The organism is Arthrobacter rhizosphaerae, assembly GCF_023062595.1.
GTDB lineage: Bacteria > Actinomycetota > Actinomycetes > Actinomycetales > Micrococcaceae > Arthrobacter > Arthrobacter rhizosphaerae.
On the sequence record NZ_JALLAN010000007.1, the window covers coordinates 96,462 to 113,920 of the forward strand.

The 17,459-nt window shown below is 63.4% G+C and carries 12 protein-coding genes; 2 read left to right on the plus strand and 10 right to left on the minus strand.

The window, feature by feature from the left end; genetic code table 11:
• Positions 1-210 precede the first annotated feature (210 nt).
• From gatB to MU551_RS11475, 4 genes are all read right to left on the minus strand, one after another.
• Positions 211-1,719 carry an Asp-tRNA(Asn)/Glu-tRNA(Gln) amidotransferase subunit GatB gene (gene gatB / locus MU551_RS11460; protein WP_247044469.1) on the minus strand — a complete coding sequence of 503 codons (1,509 nt, stop codon included), beginning with the start codon at positions 1,717-1,719 and terminating at the stop codon, positions 211-213.
• Positions 1,716-3,296, minus strand: a complete 1,581-nt coding sequence (gene gatA, locus MU551_RS11465; protein WP_247044219.1) for an Asp-tRNA(Asn)/Glu-tRNA(Gln) amidotransferase subunit GatA — start codon at positions 3,294-3,296, stop codon at positions 1,716-1,718. Before gatA ends, gatB begins: the two co-directional genes overlap by 4 nt.
• A gap of 3 nt (positions 3,297-3,299) precedes the next feature.
• Positions 3,300-3,596: an Asp-tRNA(Asn)/Glu-tRNA(Gln) amidotransferase subunit GatC gene (gatC, locus tag MU551_RS11470; RefSeq protein ID WP_247044221.1), complete on the minus strand. Its 297-nt coding sequence runs from the start codon at positions 3,594-3,596 to the stop codon at positions 3,300-3,302.
• Positions 3,597-3,723: 127 nt separating this feature from the next.
• Entirely contained in the window at positions 3,724-5,214 is a 1,491-nt protein-coding gene (locus MU551_RS11475; protein WP_247044223.1) for a CitMHS family transporter, read from the minus strand.
• A 213-nt stretch (positions 5,215-5,427) separates the two neighbouring features.
• On the opposite strand from MU551_RS11475, the gene MU551_RS11480 reads away from it, so the two are divergent.
• Positions 5,428-7,143: a sensor histidine kinase gene (locus MU551_RS11480; RefSeq protein ID WP_247044224.1), complete on the plus strand. Its 1,716-nt coding sequence runs from the start codon at positions 5,428-5,430 to the stop codon at positions 7,141-7,143.
• Positions 7,136-7,825, plus strand: a complete 690-nt coding sequence (locus tag MU551_RS11485) for a response regulator (RefSeq protein ID WP_247044227.1) — start codon at positions 7,136-7,138, stop codon at positions 7,823-7,825. The genes MU551_RS11480 and MU551_RS11485 overlap by 8 nt, the downstream gene beginning before the upstream one ends.
• Positions 7,826-7,853: 28 nt before the next feature.
• Here the strand turns inward: MU551_RS11485 and MU551_RS11490 are convergent, their stop codons facing one another.
• The 6 genes from MU551_RS11490 to MU551_RS11515 form a co-directional block, all read right to left on the minus strand.
• A complete protein-coding gene (locus MU551_RS11490; protein ID WP_247044230.1) occupies positions 7,854-8,237 on the minus strand; it encodes a RidA family protein in 384 nt (127 codons plus the stop codon).
• Between the two features lie 83 nt (positions 8,238-8,320).
• Positions 8,321-8,833 carry a GNAT family N-acetyltransferase gene (locus MU551_RS11495; RefSeq protein WP_247044238.1) on the minus strand — a complete coding sequence of 171 codons (513 nt, stop codon included), beginning with the start codon at positions 8,831-8,833 and terminating at the stop codon, positions 8,321-8,323.
• 100 nt (positions 8,834-8,933) lie between these two features.
• Entirely contained in the window at positions 8,934-9,749 is an 816-nt protein-coding gene (locus MU551_RS11500) for an inositol monophosphatase family protein (protein WP_247044240.1), read from the minus strand.
• Positions 9,746-12,067 carry an NAD-dependent DNA ligase LigA gene (gene ligA, locus MU551_RS11505; RefSeq protein ID WP_281507113.1) on the minus strand — a complete coding sequence of 774 codons (2,322 nt, stop codon included), beginning with the start codon at positions 12,065-12,067 and terminating at the stop codon, positions 9,746-9,748. Before ligA ends, MU551_RS11500 begins: the two co-directional genes overlap by 4 nt.
• Positions 12,068-12,260: 193 nt before the next feature.
• Complete coding sequence (locus tag MU551_RS11510; protein ID WP_247044242.1) at positions 12,261-16,748, minus strand: type VII secretion EssC family protein; 4,488 nt, start codon at positions 16,746-16,748, stop codon at positions 12,261-12,263.
• The gene (locus MU551_RS11515) at positions 16,745-17,449 is read right to left on the minus strand and encodes an FHA domain-containing protein (protein ID WP_247044244.1); all 705 of its coding nucleotides are present in this window, start codon (positions 17,447-17,449) and stop codon (positions 16,745-16,747) included. Before MU551_RS11515 ends, MU551_RS11510 begins: the two co-directional genes overlap by 4 nt.
• Positions 17,450-17,459: the final 10 nt, after the last annotated feature.

Sequence of the window (17,459 nt, forward strand, 5' to 3'; positions counted from 1 at the left end):
GCCCTGAGAGCAGTTTACGACCGGAAGCAGCGGCGAATGCACAAGATTGACACAAGTTCACATCCGGGCTCAGAGGCACTCTTGGGTTACCTCCCGCAGCCTTCAAAAAACCCGACTGGGTCGCAGTTGTTGTTGTTTTGACGGCTCAAAACAACAACAACTGCCACCCAGTTGGGAAGACTTCACATCATGCTTCGACTCAGCCTTCGACTACCCTTCGACTCCAAGTTTTTCCAGGATCAGCTCGCGGACCCGGCCCGCGTCCGCCTGTCCGCGCGTTGCCTTCATGACTCCGCCAACGATCGCTCCGATGGCCTGCACCTTGCCGCCGCGGATCTTGTTGGCAACATCCGGCTGCGCGGCGAGGGCCGCATCAATGGCCTCGAGGAGCGGGCCGTCGTCGGACACCACGGCGAGGCCGCGCTTCTCCACGATCTCCGCCGGAGTACCTTCGCCGGCGAGTACGCCATCGAGTACTTCGGTAGCCATCTTGTTGTTGATTTTGCCGTCTTCAACCATCTTGTTCAGCTCAACGATGGTGGCAGGCGCCACACCGAGCTGGCCGGGATCGACGTCGGCGTTCTTGGCGCGCCCGACGATCTCGCCCATCCACCACTTGCGGGCCACCGATGCAGTGGCGCCGGCGGCAATGGTTTCCTCGATCTCGTCCATCACACCTGCGTTGACGACGTCGCGGAACTCCAGATCCGAATAGCCCCAGTCGGACTGCAGCCGCTTCCGCCGCTCGGCAGGGGGCTCAGGCAGAGTCGCCCGCAGTTCCTCAACCCATTCGCGGGAAGCCACAACAGGAACCAGGTCAGGCTCCGGGAAGTAGCGGTAGTCGTCGGCGTCGGACTTAGCCCGGCCGGACGTGGTGGTGCGGGTGTCCTCGTGCCAGTGGCGGGTTTCCTGAACCACGGGCTCGCCCGAGTCCAGAACGGCGGCGTGCCGCTGGATCTCGTAGCGGACGGCGTGTTCGACGGCGCGCAAGGAGTTCACGTTCTTGGTCTCGGACCGGATGCCGAAGCGTTCGCGGCCATGCGGACGGAGTGAGACGTTGGCGTCGCAGCGGACGTTCCCGCGTTCCATCCTGGCGTCTGAAACACCGAGGTTTTTTACGATTTCACGGACCGCTGCCACATAGGCCTTGGCCAGTTCCGGAGCCCGCGAACCGGCACCCTGGATGGGCTTGGTGACAATCTCGACCAGCGGAACACCGGCGCGGTTGTAGTCCACCAGGGAGTAGTCGGCACCCTGGATGCGGCCGGCGGATCCGCCCATGTGGGTCAGCTTTCCGGCGTCTTCCTCCATGTGGGCCCGCTCGATTTCGACGCGGAACACTGTTCCGTCGGAGAGCTCGATGTCCAGGTAGCCGTCGTAGGCGATGGGTTCGTCGTACTGCGAGGTCTGGAAGTTCTTCGGGGTGTCCGGGTAGAAGTAGTTCTTCCGGGCAAAGCGGCAGTTCTCGGCGATCTTGCAGTTGAGTGCCAGGCCGATCTTGATGGAGGATTCCACGGCCGTCTTGTTCAGCACGGGCAGGACGCCGGGCATGCCGAGGTCCACCTCGTTGACGTTGGTGTTTGGCTCGTCGCCGAAGACGTTGGGCGCTGAGGAGAACATCTTGGTCTTGGTGTTGAGCTCCACATGGACCTCGAACCCCAGGACGGGATCGTACTTCTCCATGGCCTCATCGAAGGTCAGGATTGCGTCGGACATCAGCGTGAACCTCCGTGGCTCGTGACAAGCTCAGTGAGTGAGGGCGCGCTGGCCAGGATGGGGCCGCCCCACTTCGCCTCGAGCAATGATTCAAGGACTGCACCCACCCGGTAAAGCCGGGCGTCTTCACGGGCCGGGGCGAGGAGCTGGATGCCCACCGGGAGCCCGTCCTCGTCGGCGAGCCCGCCAGGAAGGGACAAGCCCGGCACGCCTGCCATGTTCGCAGGGATGGTCGCGACGTCGTTGAGGTACATGGCCAGCGGATCGTCCAGCTTCTCACCGAGCTTGAACGCTGTGGTGGGTGCCGTGGGCGAAACCAGGACGTCGGCTTTGGCGAACGCGGCCTCGAAGTCACGCTGGATCAGCGTGCGGACCTTCTGCGCAGAGCCGTAGTAGGCGTCGTAGTAGCCGGCGCTCAGGGCGTAGGTGCCAAGGATGATGCGCCGCTTGACTTCGTCTCCGAAGCCGGCCGCGCGGGTGGCTCCCATCACGCGTTCAATGGTCATGGGCGCATCCTCGGGGAGAACCCGCAGGCCGTATCGGACGCCGTCGAACTTGGCCAGGTTCGAGGAGGCCTCGGACGGCATGATCAGGTAGTAGGCACCCAGCGCGTACTTGAAGTTGGGGCATGAGACCTCAACGATTTCCGCTCCGGCCTGCTTCAGCAACTCCAGGGACTCGTTGAAACGGTTTTCGACGCCGGCCTGGTAGCCCTCGCCGTGAAGTTCCTTGATGATGCCGATTTTCATACCCTCGATGTTGCCGATGCGCGCAGCGGCAACAAGGTCAGCGAGGGGATCCGGCAGCGAGGTGGAGTCGAAGGGATCGTGCCCGCCAATCACCTGATGCAGCAAAGCCGAGTCCAGCACCGTACGTGACACGGGGCCGATCTGATCCAAGGAAGATGCCATGGCGATGGCGCCGTAGCGGGAAACGCCACCGTACGTCGGCTTGACGCCCACGGTTCCGGTCACGGCCCCGGGCTGGCGGATGGAACCACCGGTGTCCGTGCCGAGGGCAAGGGGTGCTTCGAAAGCCGCGACGGCGGCAGCAGAGCCACCACCCGAACCACCGGGGATGCGGTCCAGGTCCCAGGGGTTGCGGGTAGGCCCGAAGGCGGAGTGCTCCGTGGAGGAACCCATCGCGAACTCGTCGAGGTTGGTTTTGCCCAGGATGGGCATCTTCGCGGCGCGCAGCTTCTTCACGACTGTGGCGTCGTACGGGCTGCGCCAGCCTTCGAGGATTTTGGAACCCGCCGTGGTGGGCTGGCCGATGGTGACGATGAGGTCCTTGACGGCAATGGGGACGCCGGCGAGCGCGTGGAGCTCTTCGGCCGCGGCTCCGCCTGCGGCGCGGATGGTGTCCACCTCGGCGGCAACGGCGAGCGCTTCTTCGGTGTTGACGTGCAGGAACGCGTGGACTCCCCTGTCGCCTCCGTCTACTGCGGCGATGCGGTCCAGGTGCGCCTGGGTGACCTCAACGGCTGAGACCTCGCGGGCCGCGAGCTTCTCAGCCAGCTGCGCGGCGGAGTTGCGGATGAGCTCGGAGGCGCTGGTGCCGGTGGTGTTGAATTCAGTCATGTCTCAGTCCTCGTCCAGGATTGCCGGAACCTTGAATCGGTTCTCATGGGCATCCGGCGCGCCGGACAATGCCTCTTCTGCGGTGAACGTGTGCCCCACGACGTCTTCACGGAAAATGTTGGTGAGCGGGATGGGGTGCGACGTGGCCGGGACGTCGTCGCCGGCGGCTTCGCTCACCGACTTCACGGCGTCAACGATGACGGCGAGTTCGCCTGCCATTCTGTCCAGTTCGTCGGGACTCATCTCGATGTGCGCCAGCCGCGCAAGATGCGCGACGTCGTCACGGTTGATCGCAGCCATGGATCTCCCCTGCAAGGTAGTTGGTTTCCCCCATAGTCTACGTGGCAACAGTGTGCCCGCCTGACGACCCCCAGCGGGCGTGAGACGGGCACAACCGGCCAGACGGCAAGCCGCCGGCAGTTTCAGGTTAGCCGATTCCGATGGCTCCTGTAAGGACTCCCACACCAAGCATCACGAGGGAAATAACGGCCGTGCGCCACAGCACTTTCTTGTGGTGGTCGCCCAGGTCCACCTTCGCAAGGGAAACGAGGAGCAGGATTGCCGGAACCAACGGGCTCTGCAGGTGGAACGGCTGGCCGGTGATGGAAGCGCGTGCCATGTCTGCGGCGCTGATGCCGTAGTGGCTGGCCGTCTCGGCCAGAACCGGCAGCACCCCGAAGTAGAAGGCATCATTGCTCATGAAGAACGTCATGGGGATGCTGAGCACACCGGTGATCACGGCCATGAAGGGACCCATCTGGGACGGGATGATGTTCACCAGCCAGGCAGACATGGCCTCGACCATGCCGGTGCCGGTGAGCACCCCGGTCAGTACAGCGGCGGCCATGACCATGCTGACCACGGCAACAATGGACGGCGCGTGGGCGATGAGCTGGGTGGCCTGATCCTTGACCCTGGGGAAGTTCACCAGCAGGGCGATGGCCGAGCCCACCATAAAGACGTACGGCAGGGGGACCAGGTCAGCGATGAGCATGCCCATTACGGCCACGGTCAGGCCGAGGTTGAACCACTGGAGCTTCGGGCGCAGGGTCTTGCGGTTGGGATCCAGTGCGGTATCAGCCATGGCTGAATCCTTGTCGTCAACCAGTTCGGGATGGTCCAGAACAGCAACTGCTGAGCCCTCGACGGCGGGGCTACCGCCGGCAGGTGCATCGCCCTTGCTTCCGCTGTGGCCGCTGCGGGAAGTTCCGCCCGAACCGGCCGGAGTGCCGCCGTCGAACGCGGTACCGCCGTCGAACGCCTCTGCTGGATCCGAAAGATCACCCCAGATCCCGGGAGCCGTGGCGCGGAGGCGGTTGCGCTCCTGAAGACCCAGCAGCCAGGAAAAGACGAAAACTACAACCAGGCCAGCGATCAGGGACGGGATCATCGGAACGAAGACGTCGTTGACGTCGATCTTCAGAGCGGAGGCGGCGCGTGCCGTGGGGCCTCCCCACGGAAGGATGTTCATGGTGCCGTTGGCCAGCCCGGCCACGCAGGTCAGGACCACCGGGCTCATCTTCAGCCGGAGGTAGATCGGCAGCATGGCGGCCGTGGTGAGGATGAACGTCGTGGAACCGTCGCCATCCAGGGACACTGCTGCCGCCAGGATCGCCGTGCCGAGGACAACCTTGGCGGGGTCGTTGCCGAGCTTGCGCAGGATGAACCTGACCAGCGGATCGAAAAGCCCGACGTCGATCATCAGGCCGAAGTAGATAATGGCGAACATCAGCAGCGCGGCGGTGGAGGTCATGGACTTCATTGAGTCCATCACCATGTCGCCGATGCCCAATCCAGCGCCTGCAAACAATCCGAATACAGTGGGAACAATGATCAACGCCAGTACTGGCGTCAACTTCTTCGTCATGATCAGCACCATGAATACTGCGATCATGGCGAATCCAAGTAGTACCAGCACGGCCGGCTCCTTTTCGTGTGAACAGCACCACAACGGTGTGATGCGCGATACAGACGTTATAGTGGCCTCGATCACGGCTGTGCCTTTGGCTCAATTGATTGGCATACTGCTTATTGGGAGCATTTTGCTCATTTAGCTCACAGCCATGCGGCTGAGGCATTCAGTACAGGCCAGGCAACGGTCGGTTAGATTGAGGGGATTGTCAGGAGAATCATGAAGCGCTCCACATCCCGCCTTCCCCTGCGGTTCTCGACACAGACCCTGCTCCTGCAGCTTGGCGTCGTATTGCTCGTGGTCCTGCTCAGCGGAGCCATGCACGCGTGGCTCACGTATGACCGTTTAGGCCGTGAGGCAGAGAACCAGGCCCTCACTCTTGCCCGAACCGTAGCTTCGGATCCTTCCGTCCGCGCCGAGGTGCAGTCGATCAGCAAGGAGGAGGGTACTCCCCCGCCGTCCGCGCTGCTCAAGGGACCGCTCATGGCTGTGGCGGAAGGCGCCCGCAACCGCACCGGGGCACTCTTTGTGGTCATTACTGACGAAACAGGACTTCGCCTGGCCCACCCTGACGCCGACCGCCTCGGGGAAAAGGTAAGCACGGATCCCTCCGATGCGCTCTCCGGCAAGGAAGTGACCACCCGGAATACAGGCACACTGGGTCCTTCCGCCGGCGCGAAGGTACCCGTTTTCGCCCCTGGCTCCTCCGCCATCGTCGGGGAAGTGAGCGTGGGATATTCCACCGAGAGCATCTCCCGGAGCCTGGCCCGGGACATTGTGCCCATTGCAGTGACGGCGGCTGGAGCCCTCCTGGCGGGCATCTTGGCATCGTTCCTTTTGCGACGGCGTCTGCAACGGCTCACGCTGGGGTTGGAGCCCGAGGAAATCAGCACCCTTGTCCACGACCAGGTTGCTGTCCTTCAGGGAGTGGACGAAGGCGTTGTCGGTATCTCCGGCGATGGCAGGATCAGTGTCTTCAACGCCGCGGCCCAACGGCTTCTCGACCTCGACGATCTGACCGGGACACCCTGGGCCCGGGCCCCGCTTCCCGCCCAGCTGAAAGCGCTGACCGAGCCCGGGGCCCAGGAGAGGGATGCAATCGAACTGGTTGCCGGCGCCCGGGTGGTGGTCGCAAGTGCACGGAAAGCGTTGCACCGGACAGAGGACCTGGGCTGGGTCATCATGCTGCGGGACCGCACAGAGCTGCAACACCTGACCCGCCAACTCGATGCTGTGGGGACCATGTCCACGGCGCTGAGGGCGCAGCGCCACGAATTCGCGAATCAGCTGCATACCCTTGCCGGATTCATGAGCATCGGACAGTTCCGGCAGGCACAGGATTATCTGGCGCAGTTGGTTGCGACGGGCCCGTTGAAATTTCCGGTGGACCAAGCCGAATTGCTGCAGGATCCGTATCTCCAGGCCTTTATCGGAGCCAAGGGTGTGGAAGCGAACGAGCGGGGCGTAGCGCTGCGCATCGGCCCGGAAACACTGGTGCGCGGTCAGGTCACTGATCCCCAGGACGTCACTACCGTGCTTGGCAACCTCATCGACAACGGAGTCAATGCGGCCGTCTCCGGTGCGTCCGCTGAGCGCTGGGTTGAGGTCGAAGCGCTGGATGCCCCAGGCGAGGACGGCGGGACCCTGCACATTGTGGTGGCCGATTCCGGGGACGGGTTGGATCCAGGACATGTTGACGACGTGTTTTCGGAGGGGTTTACCACTGCTGGAACCTCGACGACGCCGGCTCGCGCAGCTGGTGGCCAGGGACTCGGGCTCGCCCTCGCCCGCCAACTGGCCCGGCGGCGTGGCGGGGACGTCACGGTCCTTGAGAATGGTGCCCCCGGAGGACCGGGGGCAGTGTTCATGGCCACCCTGCCGGGTACAACGGACACCGGCATAACGGTTTCATCAGGAAGGGACGACGATGTCTGAGGATTTCAGGGTGCTGATTGTGGATGACGATTTCCACGTCGCCAAACTCCATGCTGCCTACGTGGATTCAGTGCCGGGATTCCTGGCGTTGGCTCCCGTAGGTTCCGCATCCCAGGCGCTCAAGGCCATCCACAGCCTGCGCCCGGATCTGGTGCTGCTGGACGTGTACCTGCCGGATGCGTCGGGCCTGGACCTGCTCCGGCAGCTCGACGTCGACACCATGATGTTGAGCGCCGCCTCGGACACCGGGTCGCTGCAGCTCGCTTTCCGCCGCGGGGCCCTGGCATATCTGCTCAAGCCTTTCACTTCGGAGTCCCTGTCCCAGCAACTTCGCGCGTATGCCCGTTACCGTCGTATCCTCGCCCAGCCAGGAAACGTCGATCAGGAAACTGTCGAACGAGCCAAGCGCGCGCTGATCCCCGGTGAGGTAAGCCCCTCGGTGCGGCCGCGGTCGGCAACCGAAGCGGCTGTTCTGGAGTCCTTGGTCCCCGGGGAACAGTATTCGGCTGCGGAAGTCGCAGCGCGGGTGGGTGTTTCACGCGCCACTGCGCAACGCTACTTGTCCTCCCTGGCGGACGACGGCTCCGTCGATATCCAGCTTCGCTACGGCACTACCGGCCGGCCAGAACACCGCTATGGGCTGCCGTCTGCGCCCTCCGGGGCGGCGCGAACAGACAACTAGGTCCCGGCTTCCCGGGCTTTGTGCAAAGCTAGCTGGCGCTCTTCTGGGCCACGAGCTCGATTTCGACCAGCATTTTCGGGTCAAGGAACGGCAGCACGTGAACCAGTGACAGGGTGGGGCGGATTTCCCCGAAGACTTCGCCGTGGGCGCGGCCTGCTTCTTCCCATTGGCTGATGTCCGTCAGGTAGAGCTTGGACTGCACCACGTCGGAGAATTCAAACCCGGCATCGGCCAGTACTGCACCTAGCTTCTCGAGGATGAATCTGGTCTGGGTGTAGAAATCCTCGCCTACAATTCCGTCCTCGCCGCTCGCTGCGGTGGCCGAGATGTACAGCGTGTTGTCCACCTGTACCGCGCGTGAATAGCCAAGGATCTTTTCCCAGGCGGAGCCGGAGCCAAACGTCTTGCGCATCTAGTGCCTTTCGCAGTGCAGCATCCTGGCGGACGGCTGTTTGCCGTCTCCGGACGCAGCAGGGTCATGGAGTCGGCACTACTTTAGGTCGCCGGGAGGTCGCGCCGGTAAACGAGCAGCTTTATGTCGGTGCCCGGGACCAGCCAGTCGCGTTCAGGCACCCGCTGGAATCCTGTCTTTTGATACAGCCCATGGGCGCTGTCCCACGTCATGCCGGTGGTCAGGGAAACACCCCTGATCCCTTCCAGGGTGCCGGCGTAGTCAAGAATGGCTTCCACCATGGCTTTGCCTGCCCCGCTCCGCTGCACCGACGGATCAACCACCAGCATGCGGAATTCAACTTCATCCTCGAGTGCGATGTCCGCGAAGGGTTCGCCGGCCACAGCCAGTGTCACGGAGCCGATGACTTGCCCCGCACGCTCTGCCACCCAGACCGTAGCGTTCGCGGCCCGGGCATCGACTTTTTGAATCTGCTGCATGTACGGGTGCTCGGCGGTCTCGAAGTAGCCTGCAGCGAGGTAGGAGTCCCGGGTGATGCGGGCTACGGAATCGTAGTCTGAGGGGACGGCAGGGCGTATGAGAATCGGCGAAGGCACGTGGCAATGCTAATAGGGGCTTCCCCGCTATTGCTGCGAAAGCAACGTTTCCGTGATTGAACTATCACTCCCGAACCCACTCCCAATGCCGAGACGAGGGTCAGAGCGGGAACTTGCCGGACATTTCCAGTGTGCCCGCACACGTCCACGCGGACAAACGCTCCTCAAGGGAGGGACCACCCTCGAGCGGGCTGGTGAGGCGGGGACGGCGCACCCAGCAACCGGCCTCCTCAGCGATCAGCGCGCCGGCCGCGAAATCATGCTCGTTGAGCCCCCGCTCTCCGTAGGCATCATGGGTGCCGTCAGCCACAAGGCACAGATCCAAGGCAGCTGATCCGAGCCTCCGCAGGTCCGCGAAGCCCTCCATAAAGCCCGCCAAGGCGCCCGCCTGTTCAGCCCGGACGTCGGGGTCGTAACTGAACCCTGATGCCAGGATCTGCCCGGGCCGTCCGGGCTCCGGGCCGTTCAGCCGGGTGACATGGCCGCCCTCCTCCAGCCAGGCGCCCTGACCTCTGGAAGCGTAAAACAACTTGCCCAGGGCAGGGGCATTGACCACCCCGGCCAGCCAGACGCCGTCGGGATCCGCAACCGCCACCGACGTGCCGTAGTAAACGATGTTGCGGATGAAGTTGGTGGTTCCGTCGAGGGGATCGATGGACCAGCGGTAGCCGCTGGGCGACGCCGGCACGTGCGTGCCGTGTTCCTCTCCGGTAATGGTGTCGTCAGGCCGAGCCTGAACGATGACATCACGGACTGCGTTTTCGGCCGCGACGTCAAATGCCGTCACCCAGTCACCGGCAGCGCCCTTATTGCTCGCTTTCAACCCGGCGGCGTTCCGGCCGGCCAGGACAGCGGCGCCAGCGGCGGCGGCCGCCTTGGCCAGGTCCAGCAGTTGGGTATGCTCCGGGCCCATCATGCGCCTCCCGCATCGTGGAGTTGCATGTCGTCGGTGTCCTCGGCGGGGTCCTTGTCCTCGGCGGGACCGCTTTCAGGGGCTGGTCCGGCGTCGTTTGCGGCAGATTCAGATTCGTCGCCCGTCGCTCTTGCCGGCCCGTTAGCCAACAATTCACGGAAGCCGTCCTCATCCAGCACGGGAACGCCCAGCTGCTCTGCCTTGTCCAGCTTGGTTCCGGCACTTTCACCGGCCACCAGATAGCTCGTGTTCTTCGAGACTGAACCTGACGCTTTCCCACCGCGGATCAGGATGGCTTCCTTCGCTTCGTCCCGGCTGAAGTGTTCAAGACTTCCGGTGACAACGATAGTCAGGCCCTCAAGGGTCCTCGGCGTTGATTCGTCGCGCTCATCTTCCATCCGCACTCCGGCAGCAGCCCAGGCGTCGACAATTTCGCGGTGCCAGTCTTCGGCGAACCACTCCGTCACTGCCGCAGCGATGGTTGGTCCAACTCCGTCAACATGGGCAAGCTGGTCCTCGGAAGCCCGCCGGATGGCATCCATGCTGCCGAATTCGGTGGCCAACGCACGCGAAGCACGTGGGCCAACGTGGCGGATGGAAAGCGCCACGAGAACCCGCCACAGCGGCTGGGACTTGGCTTTCTCGAGTTCCTTGAAGAGCTTCCCGGTGTTGGCCGTGGGTTTCGAGGGTGACTTGGCCGTGGGCTTGGAGAAGAAGTACGGCACGAGTTCATGTTCTCCGGTGCCAACGCCTTTTGAGCGCTTCTCGCGCCGGATGCGCACATCCGCCAGGTCCTCGGGCTTGAGGTCGAAGAGTGACGCTTCCGTGGTGAGGGGCGGGGTCTCCGGTTCGGCAGGCTGGGTGAGCGCGATCGCCGCCTCCCAACCAAGCGCCTCGATGTCAAAGGCGCCGCGGCCGGCCAGATGGAAAACCCGCTCACGGAGCTGGGCGGGGCACGAACGGGCATTGGGACAACGGATGTCGACGTCGCCCTCTTTGGCGGGTGCGAGCGGAGTTCCACACGACGGGCATTCAGTGGGCATGACGAACTCGCGGACCGGCGGATCCTGCACGTCCCGCAAGGCCAGGACCGGCCCCACGATTTCCGGGATGACATCCCCCGCCTTCCGGAGAACCACGATGTCGCCTATTTTCACGCCCTTGGCCCTGACAACGTCCTGGTTATGAAGCGTGGCCATTTCCACGGTGGATCCGGCTACCTTAACTGGCTCCATCACGCCGAAGGGAGTCACCCGCCCGGTCCTGCCAACGTTAACGGCGATGTCCAGCAACTTCGTGTGGACTTCCTCCGGCGGGTACTTGTAAGCGACCGCCCAGCGCGGCACACGCGTGGTGTAACCGAGTGCTCTTTGGGTGCCGAAGTTATCAACTTTGACCACGATGCCGTCGATTTCATGCATCAGCTTGTGGCGCTTTTCGCCGTAGCGGGCAATGAATTCGAGAATGTCCTCAAGCCCGTCCAGAACCTCGAAGTAAGGGCTGACCGGCAGGCCCCAGCTCTCGAGCTGGCGGTAGGTTTCTGATTGGCTGCCGGTATCCAGGCCTTCACGGGCACCGATTCCGTGCACAAACATCCGGAGCGGACGTTTGGCGGTTTCCGCAGGGTCCTTTTGCCTGAGGGAACCGGCGGCAGCGTTTCGCGGATTTGCCAGCGGGGCTTTTCCTGCCTCAATCAGCGCCGCATTGAATTCAGCGAAGGCTTCGGAAGGAATGAAGACTTCCCCCCTGATTTCCATTTCTGCCGGAAAACCGCTGCCCTTGAGCTCCTGCGGGATCTCCTTGATGGTCAGGACATTGTGGGTGATGTCCTCCCCCGTGGTGCCGTCTCCACGGGTGGCAGCACGCACGAGTTTCCCGTCCCGGTAGAGCAGGTTGACGGCGAGGCCATCAATTTTGAGCTCGGTCAGCCATTGAGGGCGCCCGTTGTTGTTCCCTCCGAGCTTGGCCACAGAGGCCTCGGCTTTGGTGATCCAGGCCTTCAGTTCATCGAGGGAGAAGACGTCTTCCAGGCTGTACATCCGCTGGAGATGCTCGACGGCGGCAAAAGCAGCGGAAACTTCTCCGCCGACTTCCTGTGTAGGGGAATCATTGGCCACGAGTTCCGGATGCAAGGCCTCCATCGCCTCAAGCCGGCGGTAAAGCTCATCAAACTCCGCATCCGAAATAAGCGGTTCGTCCTGCTGGTAATACGCGAAGCGGTGCTTGCGCACCTGATCAGCCAGGGCCTCATACTCTTCCCGCATGTCTTCGGGCGGTACCGCGCCAGCGGAAGATTCGACCAGTGCTGCCTTGTCCGCCAGTGCTGAGTTGTCTGCCAGTGCTTCATTTCCCGGTGCTGTGCTCACAGACCTATCTTGCCTTAAGGGGCCGACATTGTCCGGCCGCCAGAAGGCAGTATCCAGAAGCAGCCAACAGGAAAGCCCGGAGCGCCGCTGCTGCCCGCGCAGCGGCTCCGGGCCTTCCTGTCGCGGGCTCTACCCGCCTGATTTTTCTTTACGCGCCGGCCACACCGGCCCCGCTGAGGGCTGACTCCCCGTACGAACGGTCCTCCGGCGGCAGCGCCACCTGGAGCTTGCGCACCTTCCCCCTGCCGACGATGTAGCCGCGTCCGGGAATGAAGTCATTGCTGATCCGGCCCAATGATGTGTTGAGCAGGCTGTCGCCTTCAATGTCTCCGGGGTTGATGAGCAGGCCCCGGCGTCCGGACTTGAACGGCTGCGCGAGGGACCACGCCGAGGACCAGGTTGACGTCTCGGATTCGCCCACCACCCATTGGTCCGCCTTGATCGACGCCGTCACCAGACGTCCGATGCCCGATTCCGCAATGGTGTCGGTGAATTCAGTAAGGCCCTCGATAAAGATGGCGAGGCTTCCGGGGTTGCCCGTGGAATGCTCGGTGAGATCCTCAAGGGCCTCTTGGACATCGTCCGCCCCCACGAACGAGCGGTCCCAGACCCTAAGGGAAGCTACTGCTGAGCGCCTCGATCCGATGTAGACGAGTTCCGTACTTGGATTGGAGCGGCGGAGGGCGTAAGCCATTGTCACCAGGGCCACGGTCCTGCCACCACCGGGGGGACCCGCCAAAAGCAGCGGTCCCTTGGCGACGATTTCGGCCGGTTGCAGTGTTTCGTCGTCCACGCCGATCACGGGCGCGTCCGGACGTCCCGACGGCAGGATATCCAGGTCCACCTGGTCCGGCAGCCGTTCGATCTGCGGCGCTTTCTCGACTCCTTGACGAAGCATCGCCTGGGCGAGCTTGTGCACCTCCCTGGCCTGGAGGGCGAGGTTCGAGTTCCCGCCGAGCACGGCCAGCTGGACTTCGTTGTCACCCAGGAGCCCCCGCCCTGGTGGGGACGTTTTGCTCAGGACGTCCTTAGGCACGTCGACGGACATGTAGTCGTCCTCAGAGGACAAACGCAGGACCAGACGCCGTTGGATCGATGCCAAAAGCGACGGAGGTACAGCGTTGGGACGGTCCCCGGACACCACAAGGTGGATACCCAGGGGCCGGCCGTCAGTCGCGAGTTGCAGGAAGATGTCCCAAAGGGCGGACAGCCTGCTGAACTCATACGTCTCGCGGAAGGCCGACATACCGTCCACCAGCACGAAAATCCGCTTTTCATCCGGCCTGCCTGACAGTTGGCGATACTCCACAATGGTGGATGCGCGGACTTCGGCGAAACGCGCTGATCTGTCATCGGCGATATCGCGCAACCAGCGCAACAGTCGTCCTACCCGCTCCACGTCGTCACCGCTGATGATCTCGCCGACGTGCGGCAGTTCATCGAGCATGTTCAGGCCTGAAGAACCGCAGTCGATGCCGTAAACATGCACCGGCCCTCCGCGGGGAGTTACGGCCGCGGCGATAGCGATTCCCCTCAGGGCTGCGGATTTGCCGGAACCGCCGGTCCCGTAGATGGCCATGTTGCCGTCCCGGTCAGGCTCATAGAAGACGGTTGGCTGGTTCTGGTGGGCGGGATCGTCAGCGACACCCAGCAGGAGCCGCTCATCGGTCCGCGGATTGGGAAGCTTGGAGAAATCGTAGGTGGTTGCGAGCTCGTTCAGCCATGGCTTTCGGGGGGCTTCAATGGCCAGCACTTCGGCAGCCTTGATGATGTTCGCCGTCATGCGCGCAATGTCATTGGGCCCGGCCGGCTCTTCCTTGACGGGGTGCTCCGGTGCAGGAGGCTCCCAGCTTGGTCCTGAGCCGAAGGCCATTTCCACAATATCGATCTGGGGACGCTGGGGCTTTTCCGTGGTCCAGCCACCCGCATACCCGGTCTGGAAGCCCTGAATGCGGCCCGGACCGGTCTTGGCTGCCCCACGCCCGGGGATGGACGGATCGAAATAGGCCGCAATGGGGACACCAAGGATATCTGTGGCGTCGTCCTCGTCTGCCATACGCAGGGCAACACGGAGGTTGGTATTGGCGCGGAGGCTTTCCTTAATGACGCCTGCAGGCCGCTGTGTGGCCAGGATCAGGTGCAGTCCCAGTGACCTGCCCCTCGCCGCGACGTCCACTACCCCGTCCACGAATTCAGGAACCTCTGTGGCAAGGGCGGCGAACTCGTCGACGATGATGATGAGATACGGCGGCGCTTCCGGGTCAGCTTCCCGTTGCAGGCCCAGCAGATCCTTGGCCTTCTTCCGGTTGAGCAGGTGTTCGCGGTAGTGCAGCTCGGCCCGCAGGGACGTCAGTGCACGACGTACCAGGTGCGGCGACAGATCCGTCACGAGTCCCACGGTGTGAGGCAGATGGAGGCAGTCGGCGAAGGCCGCCCCGCCCTTATAGTCGACGAAGAGGAAGCTGACCCGGTCGGGACTGTAGGCGGCGGCCATGCCCATCACCCAGGACTGCAGGAATTCGGATTTTCCAGCACCTGTGGTTCCGCCCACGAGAGCGTGCGGGCCCTCGTTTTTCAGGTCCAGGTACAGCGGCTCTATGCCCTTGGATCCGACCAGGGCGCGGAGTGTTCCGTTGTCCTTCCGGTTGGGGACGGCCGTGGCCCGTACGGAATTGTTTTCTTTCCAGCGGTCCGCCACGGCCTGGGGGTTGTCCATAAAGTCCTTCCCGATAAGCGTCGCGTAGGACACTGCCCGGGGAAGGTCGGATTCGTCGTCGACCGGCTTACCGACGTCGACGACGGGTGAGAGCATCCGTGCAAGCTGTTGGGCGAGCTCGGCATCCAGGCTCTCGCAGCTGACAGGGTAGGTGTGGCGCCCGAGCCGGACCTGGCCCGTGGTGGTTCCATGATCGCCGTCCACCACCATAAAGTCGCGGCAGGCTGCCGGCAAGGACTGGACGCTGGTGGCAACCCACATCACGTGCACCCCTGAATCCGGTCCCCGCTCCACGAGCCGGGTCAGCCGTCCGCGGTCCACGGGAGCGTCGTCCTCCACGATGACCAGGACCGAGGGCAACACCGGGCCGGGAAGTTCCTCCTTATCGGCCTCGACGGCGGGCCTGGGCTGGGGACCCTGGATCTTTGACGCCGTCTCGCGCTGTTCGATCAGGTCTTCAAGTCGGGCCAGGAGCGTGGATCCGCTCGCCGAGCCGGCCGCAAGGTGGTCCCCGCTCAGGGGGCTATGGCCCGATCCGACGTGCGGGAGCCATTGCAGCCAGCCCCACCTGTCCTTGGATTGAGCCGAGGTGATGGCCGTGACCACCACCTCCGCGGGCGAATGCAATCCGACGGCCTGGAGGACTATTCCCCGCGCGACGTCGTCGACGAGACCGCGGGCCCCGGCCAGCCCGAAGGAGCCTGCCGAACGGAGCTGGGACACCACCGGCACGCCTTCTATGATCTGGAACTGCTTGAGGCAGTCCTGGATCTCCTGCATGAACTCCGGCTCGGTTTCGTTGCTGTTCGGTTCTTCAAGGGGAACTCTCGACGGCACCGTACCCAGCCCGAAGCGGATCCCCAGGAATCCACCGTGTTCGGGCCGGTGGGTCCAGAGGAGCGGCCCGAGCTTGTAGATGGAGTCCACTGTGTCGCTGACCGAGGGCGCCTCCTGGAGGCGTACTGAGCGCTCCACGTGCTGGAGTTCGGTGATGTCCCGCCGGAATGCTGCCATCGATTCGCGGAACTGCTTCAGTTGTTCCTTCCGCTCCCGCTTGCTGCGCATTCTCTGGTCCACATAGTGCCCAACGATGAACAGCGGCATCATGGCCATAAACATCGCCGACATGGGGTTCCGGGTAACCGCGAACAGAACGCCTCCCATCATCAGCGGGGCCAGGAGCATGATGAACGGGAAAGGGTGGTGATCCTGGCGTTTCGGCCCGGCCGGGAGCATGCGCTTGGGAGTTTCGAAGCGCGGCACCACTCTGGGTGAACGGTTGAAATCGACCAGGGGCGACGTCGGTGCGGCCGCCTGGTTTCGTGACAGGGACACCACAGCCACCGTGGTATCTCCAAGCATCACGGTGTCCGAAGAATTCAACGTGGCCCGGGTCACGGGCAACCCATCCATGATGAGACCGTTGGCGGAGTTTGTGTCCACAATCTCCACCGTCTCGCCCACCGTAATGCGGGCGTGGCGCTTCGACGTCATGGGGTCCGACAGCCGGATGTCCACGTCCCGGCCCCGGCCGATGTAGCTGGTTCCGGCGGGCAGCGAAAATTCCTGGCCGACGTCGGGTCCTGTCAGGATCCGGAGTGTTGCCGCGGCGGGTCCCCGGTTGGCCCCGCGGACGGCAAACTGCTCGCTGACCTGTGTCAGCGAAACAACGGAACCCGGGCGGAGCCCTGACTCCAAAAGGTTGTCCGCCCTGTTGAGGACGTTGCCCTTCATGCCCCCGGCGACGAAGGCTTCATCAATGGTGAGGGTGAGGTTTGGGGGCGCCGGCGTGCCCCGCCTGTCCGGATCTGCGGTCCAGAGCTCGACGGCGATGTCAGCCACCGTGGCCAGGCCGTCCACTGTGACGGCCAGGTCCTTTGCTTCGGCCGGGTCCCGGCGCAGCGTCAGTCGGATTCTCACCCTTCTTCGACTCCCCTCATCTTTTCGATCAAATACAGGTCATCGACGGTCACTAAGTGGGACGTCACAGCGTGTTCCACGAGACGGGCGCGCCTGTTGGTGGCCAATTTCCCGCCTCCCCCGCGCAGCCCGGCAACTCCGACCCGGTCCAGTTTGTCGCACACGTTGTCCAGCTTCCGGTTGAATCTTGTCAGGGCCCAGCCAAGTTTTTTTGCTGCCGCAGCCGACGATGGAATGGCGCTGAAGCCTGTTCCTTCGCGGCGGAGCATCGGTTCGGCCAGGGCCACGATCAGCGCCTTTTGGGAGTCCGTGAAGACAACTGGCCCGATGGTGGTATCCCCTCCACTCTCGTCGTCGTGGACCTCTTGCCGGAAAGAAGGAGTCTTGAGGTGCACGGCAAACTCATAGGTGGTTGGACCGGCCGTGAAGATCACGTTGGTATGGCTGAAAACAAGCGGTATCCGCGCCCCTGGCGAAAGCCAGGCCTGCATCCCGCCCGAGCCGTCCGCGATGGTGGCAGAAAGCATGCTGCCCACGTTGCTCAGCCACCAGATTCCGTCATAATGGGCGATCTGGAGGAATCTCCGATGCAGGTAAGGGTTGTCGTCAACCTCAAGGTCACCCTCGCGGCCGATGCTGAAGACGTCCTCGTCTGAGGGCTCGTGCCACTCACCGCAGAAATCTATTGCTAGATTCCCCATATTTCCGTGC

Excerpts from the sequence above, each read along its gene's own strand:
- MU551_RS11490 (WP_247044230.1), bottom strand. The coding sequence starts at position 8,237 with ATGCGCAAGACGTTTGGCTCCGGCTCCGCCTGGGAAAAGATCCTTGGC.
- gatC (WP_247044221.1), bottom strand. The coding sequence starts at position 3,596 with ATGGCTGCGATCAACCGTGACGACGTCGCGCATCTTGCGCGGCTGGCG.
- MU551_RS11480 (WP_247044224.1), top strand. The coding sequence starts at position 5,428 with ATGAAGCGCTCCACATCCCGCCTTCCCCTGCGGTTCTCGACACAGACC.
- gatA (WP_247044219.1), bottom strand. The coding sequence starts at position 3,296 with ATGACTGAATTCAACACCACCGGCACCAGCGCCTCCGAGCTCATCCGC.
- MU551_RS11500 (WP_247044240.1), bottom strand. The coding sequence starts at position 9,749 with ATGATGGGCCCGGAGCATACCCAACTGCTGGACCTGGCCAAGGCGGCC.
- MU551_RS11515 (WP_247044244.1), bottom strand. The coding sequence starts at position 17,449 with ATGGGGAATCTAGCAATAGATTTCTGCGGTGAGTGGCACGAGCCCTCA.
- MU551_RS11485 (WP_247044227.1), top strand. The coding sequence starts at position 7,136 with ATGTCTGAGGATTTCAGGGTGCTGATTGTGGATGACGATTTCCACGTC.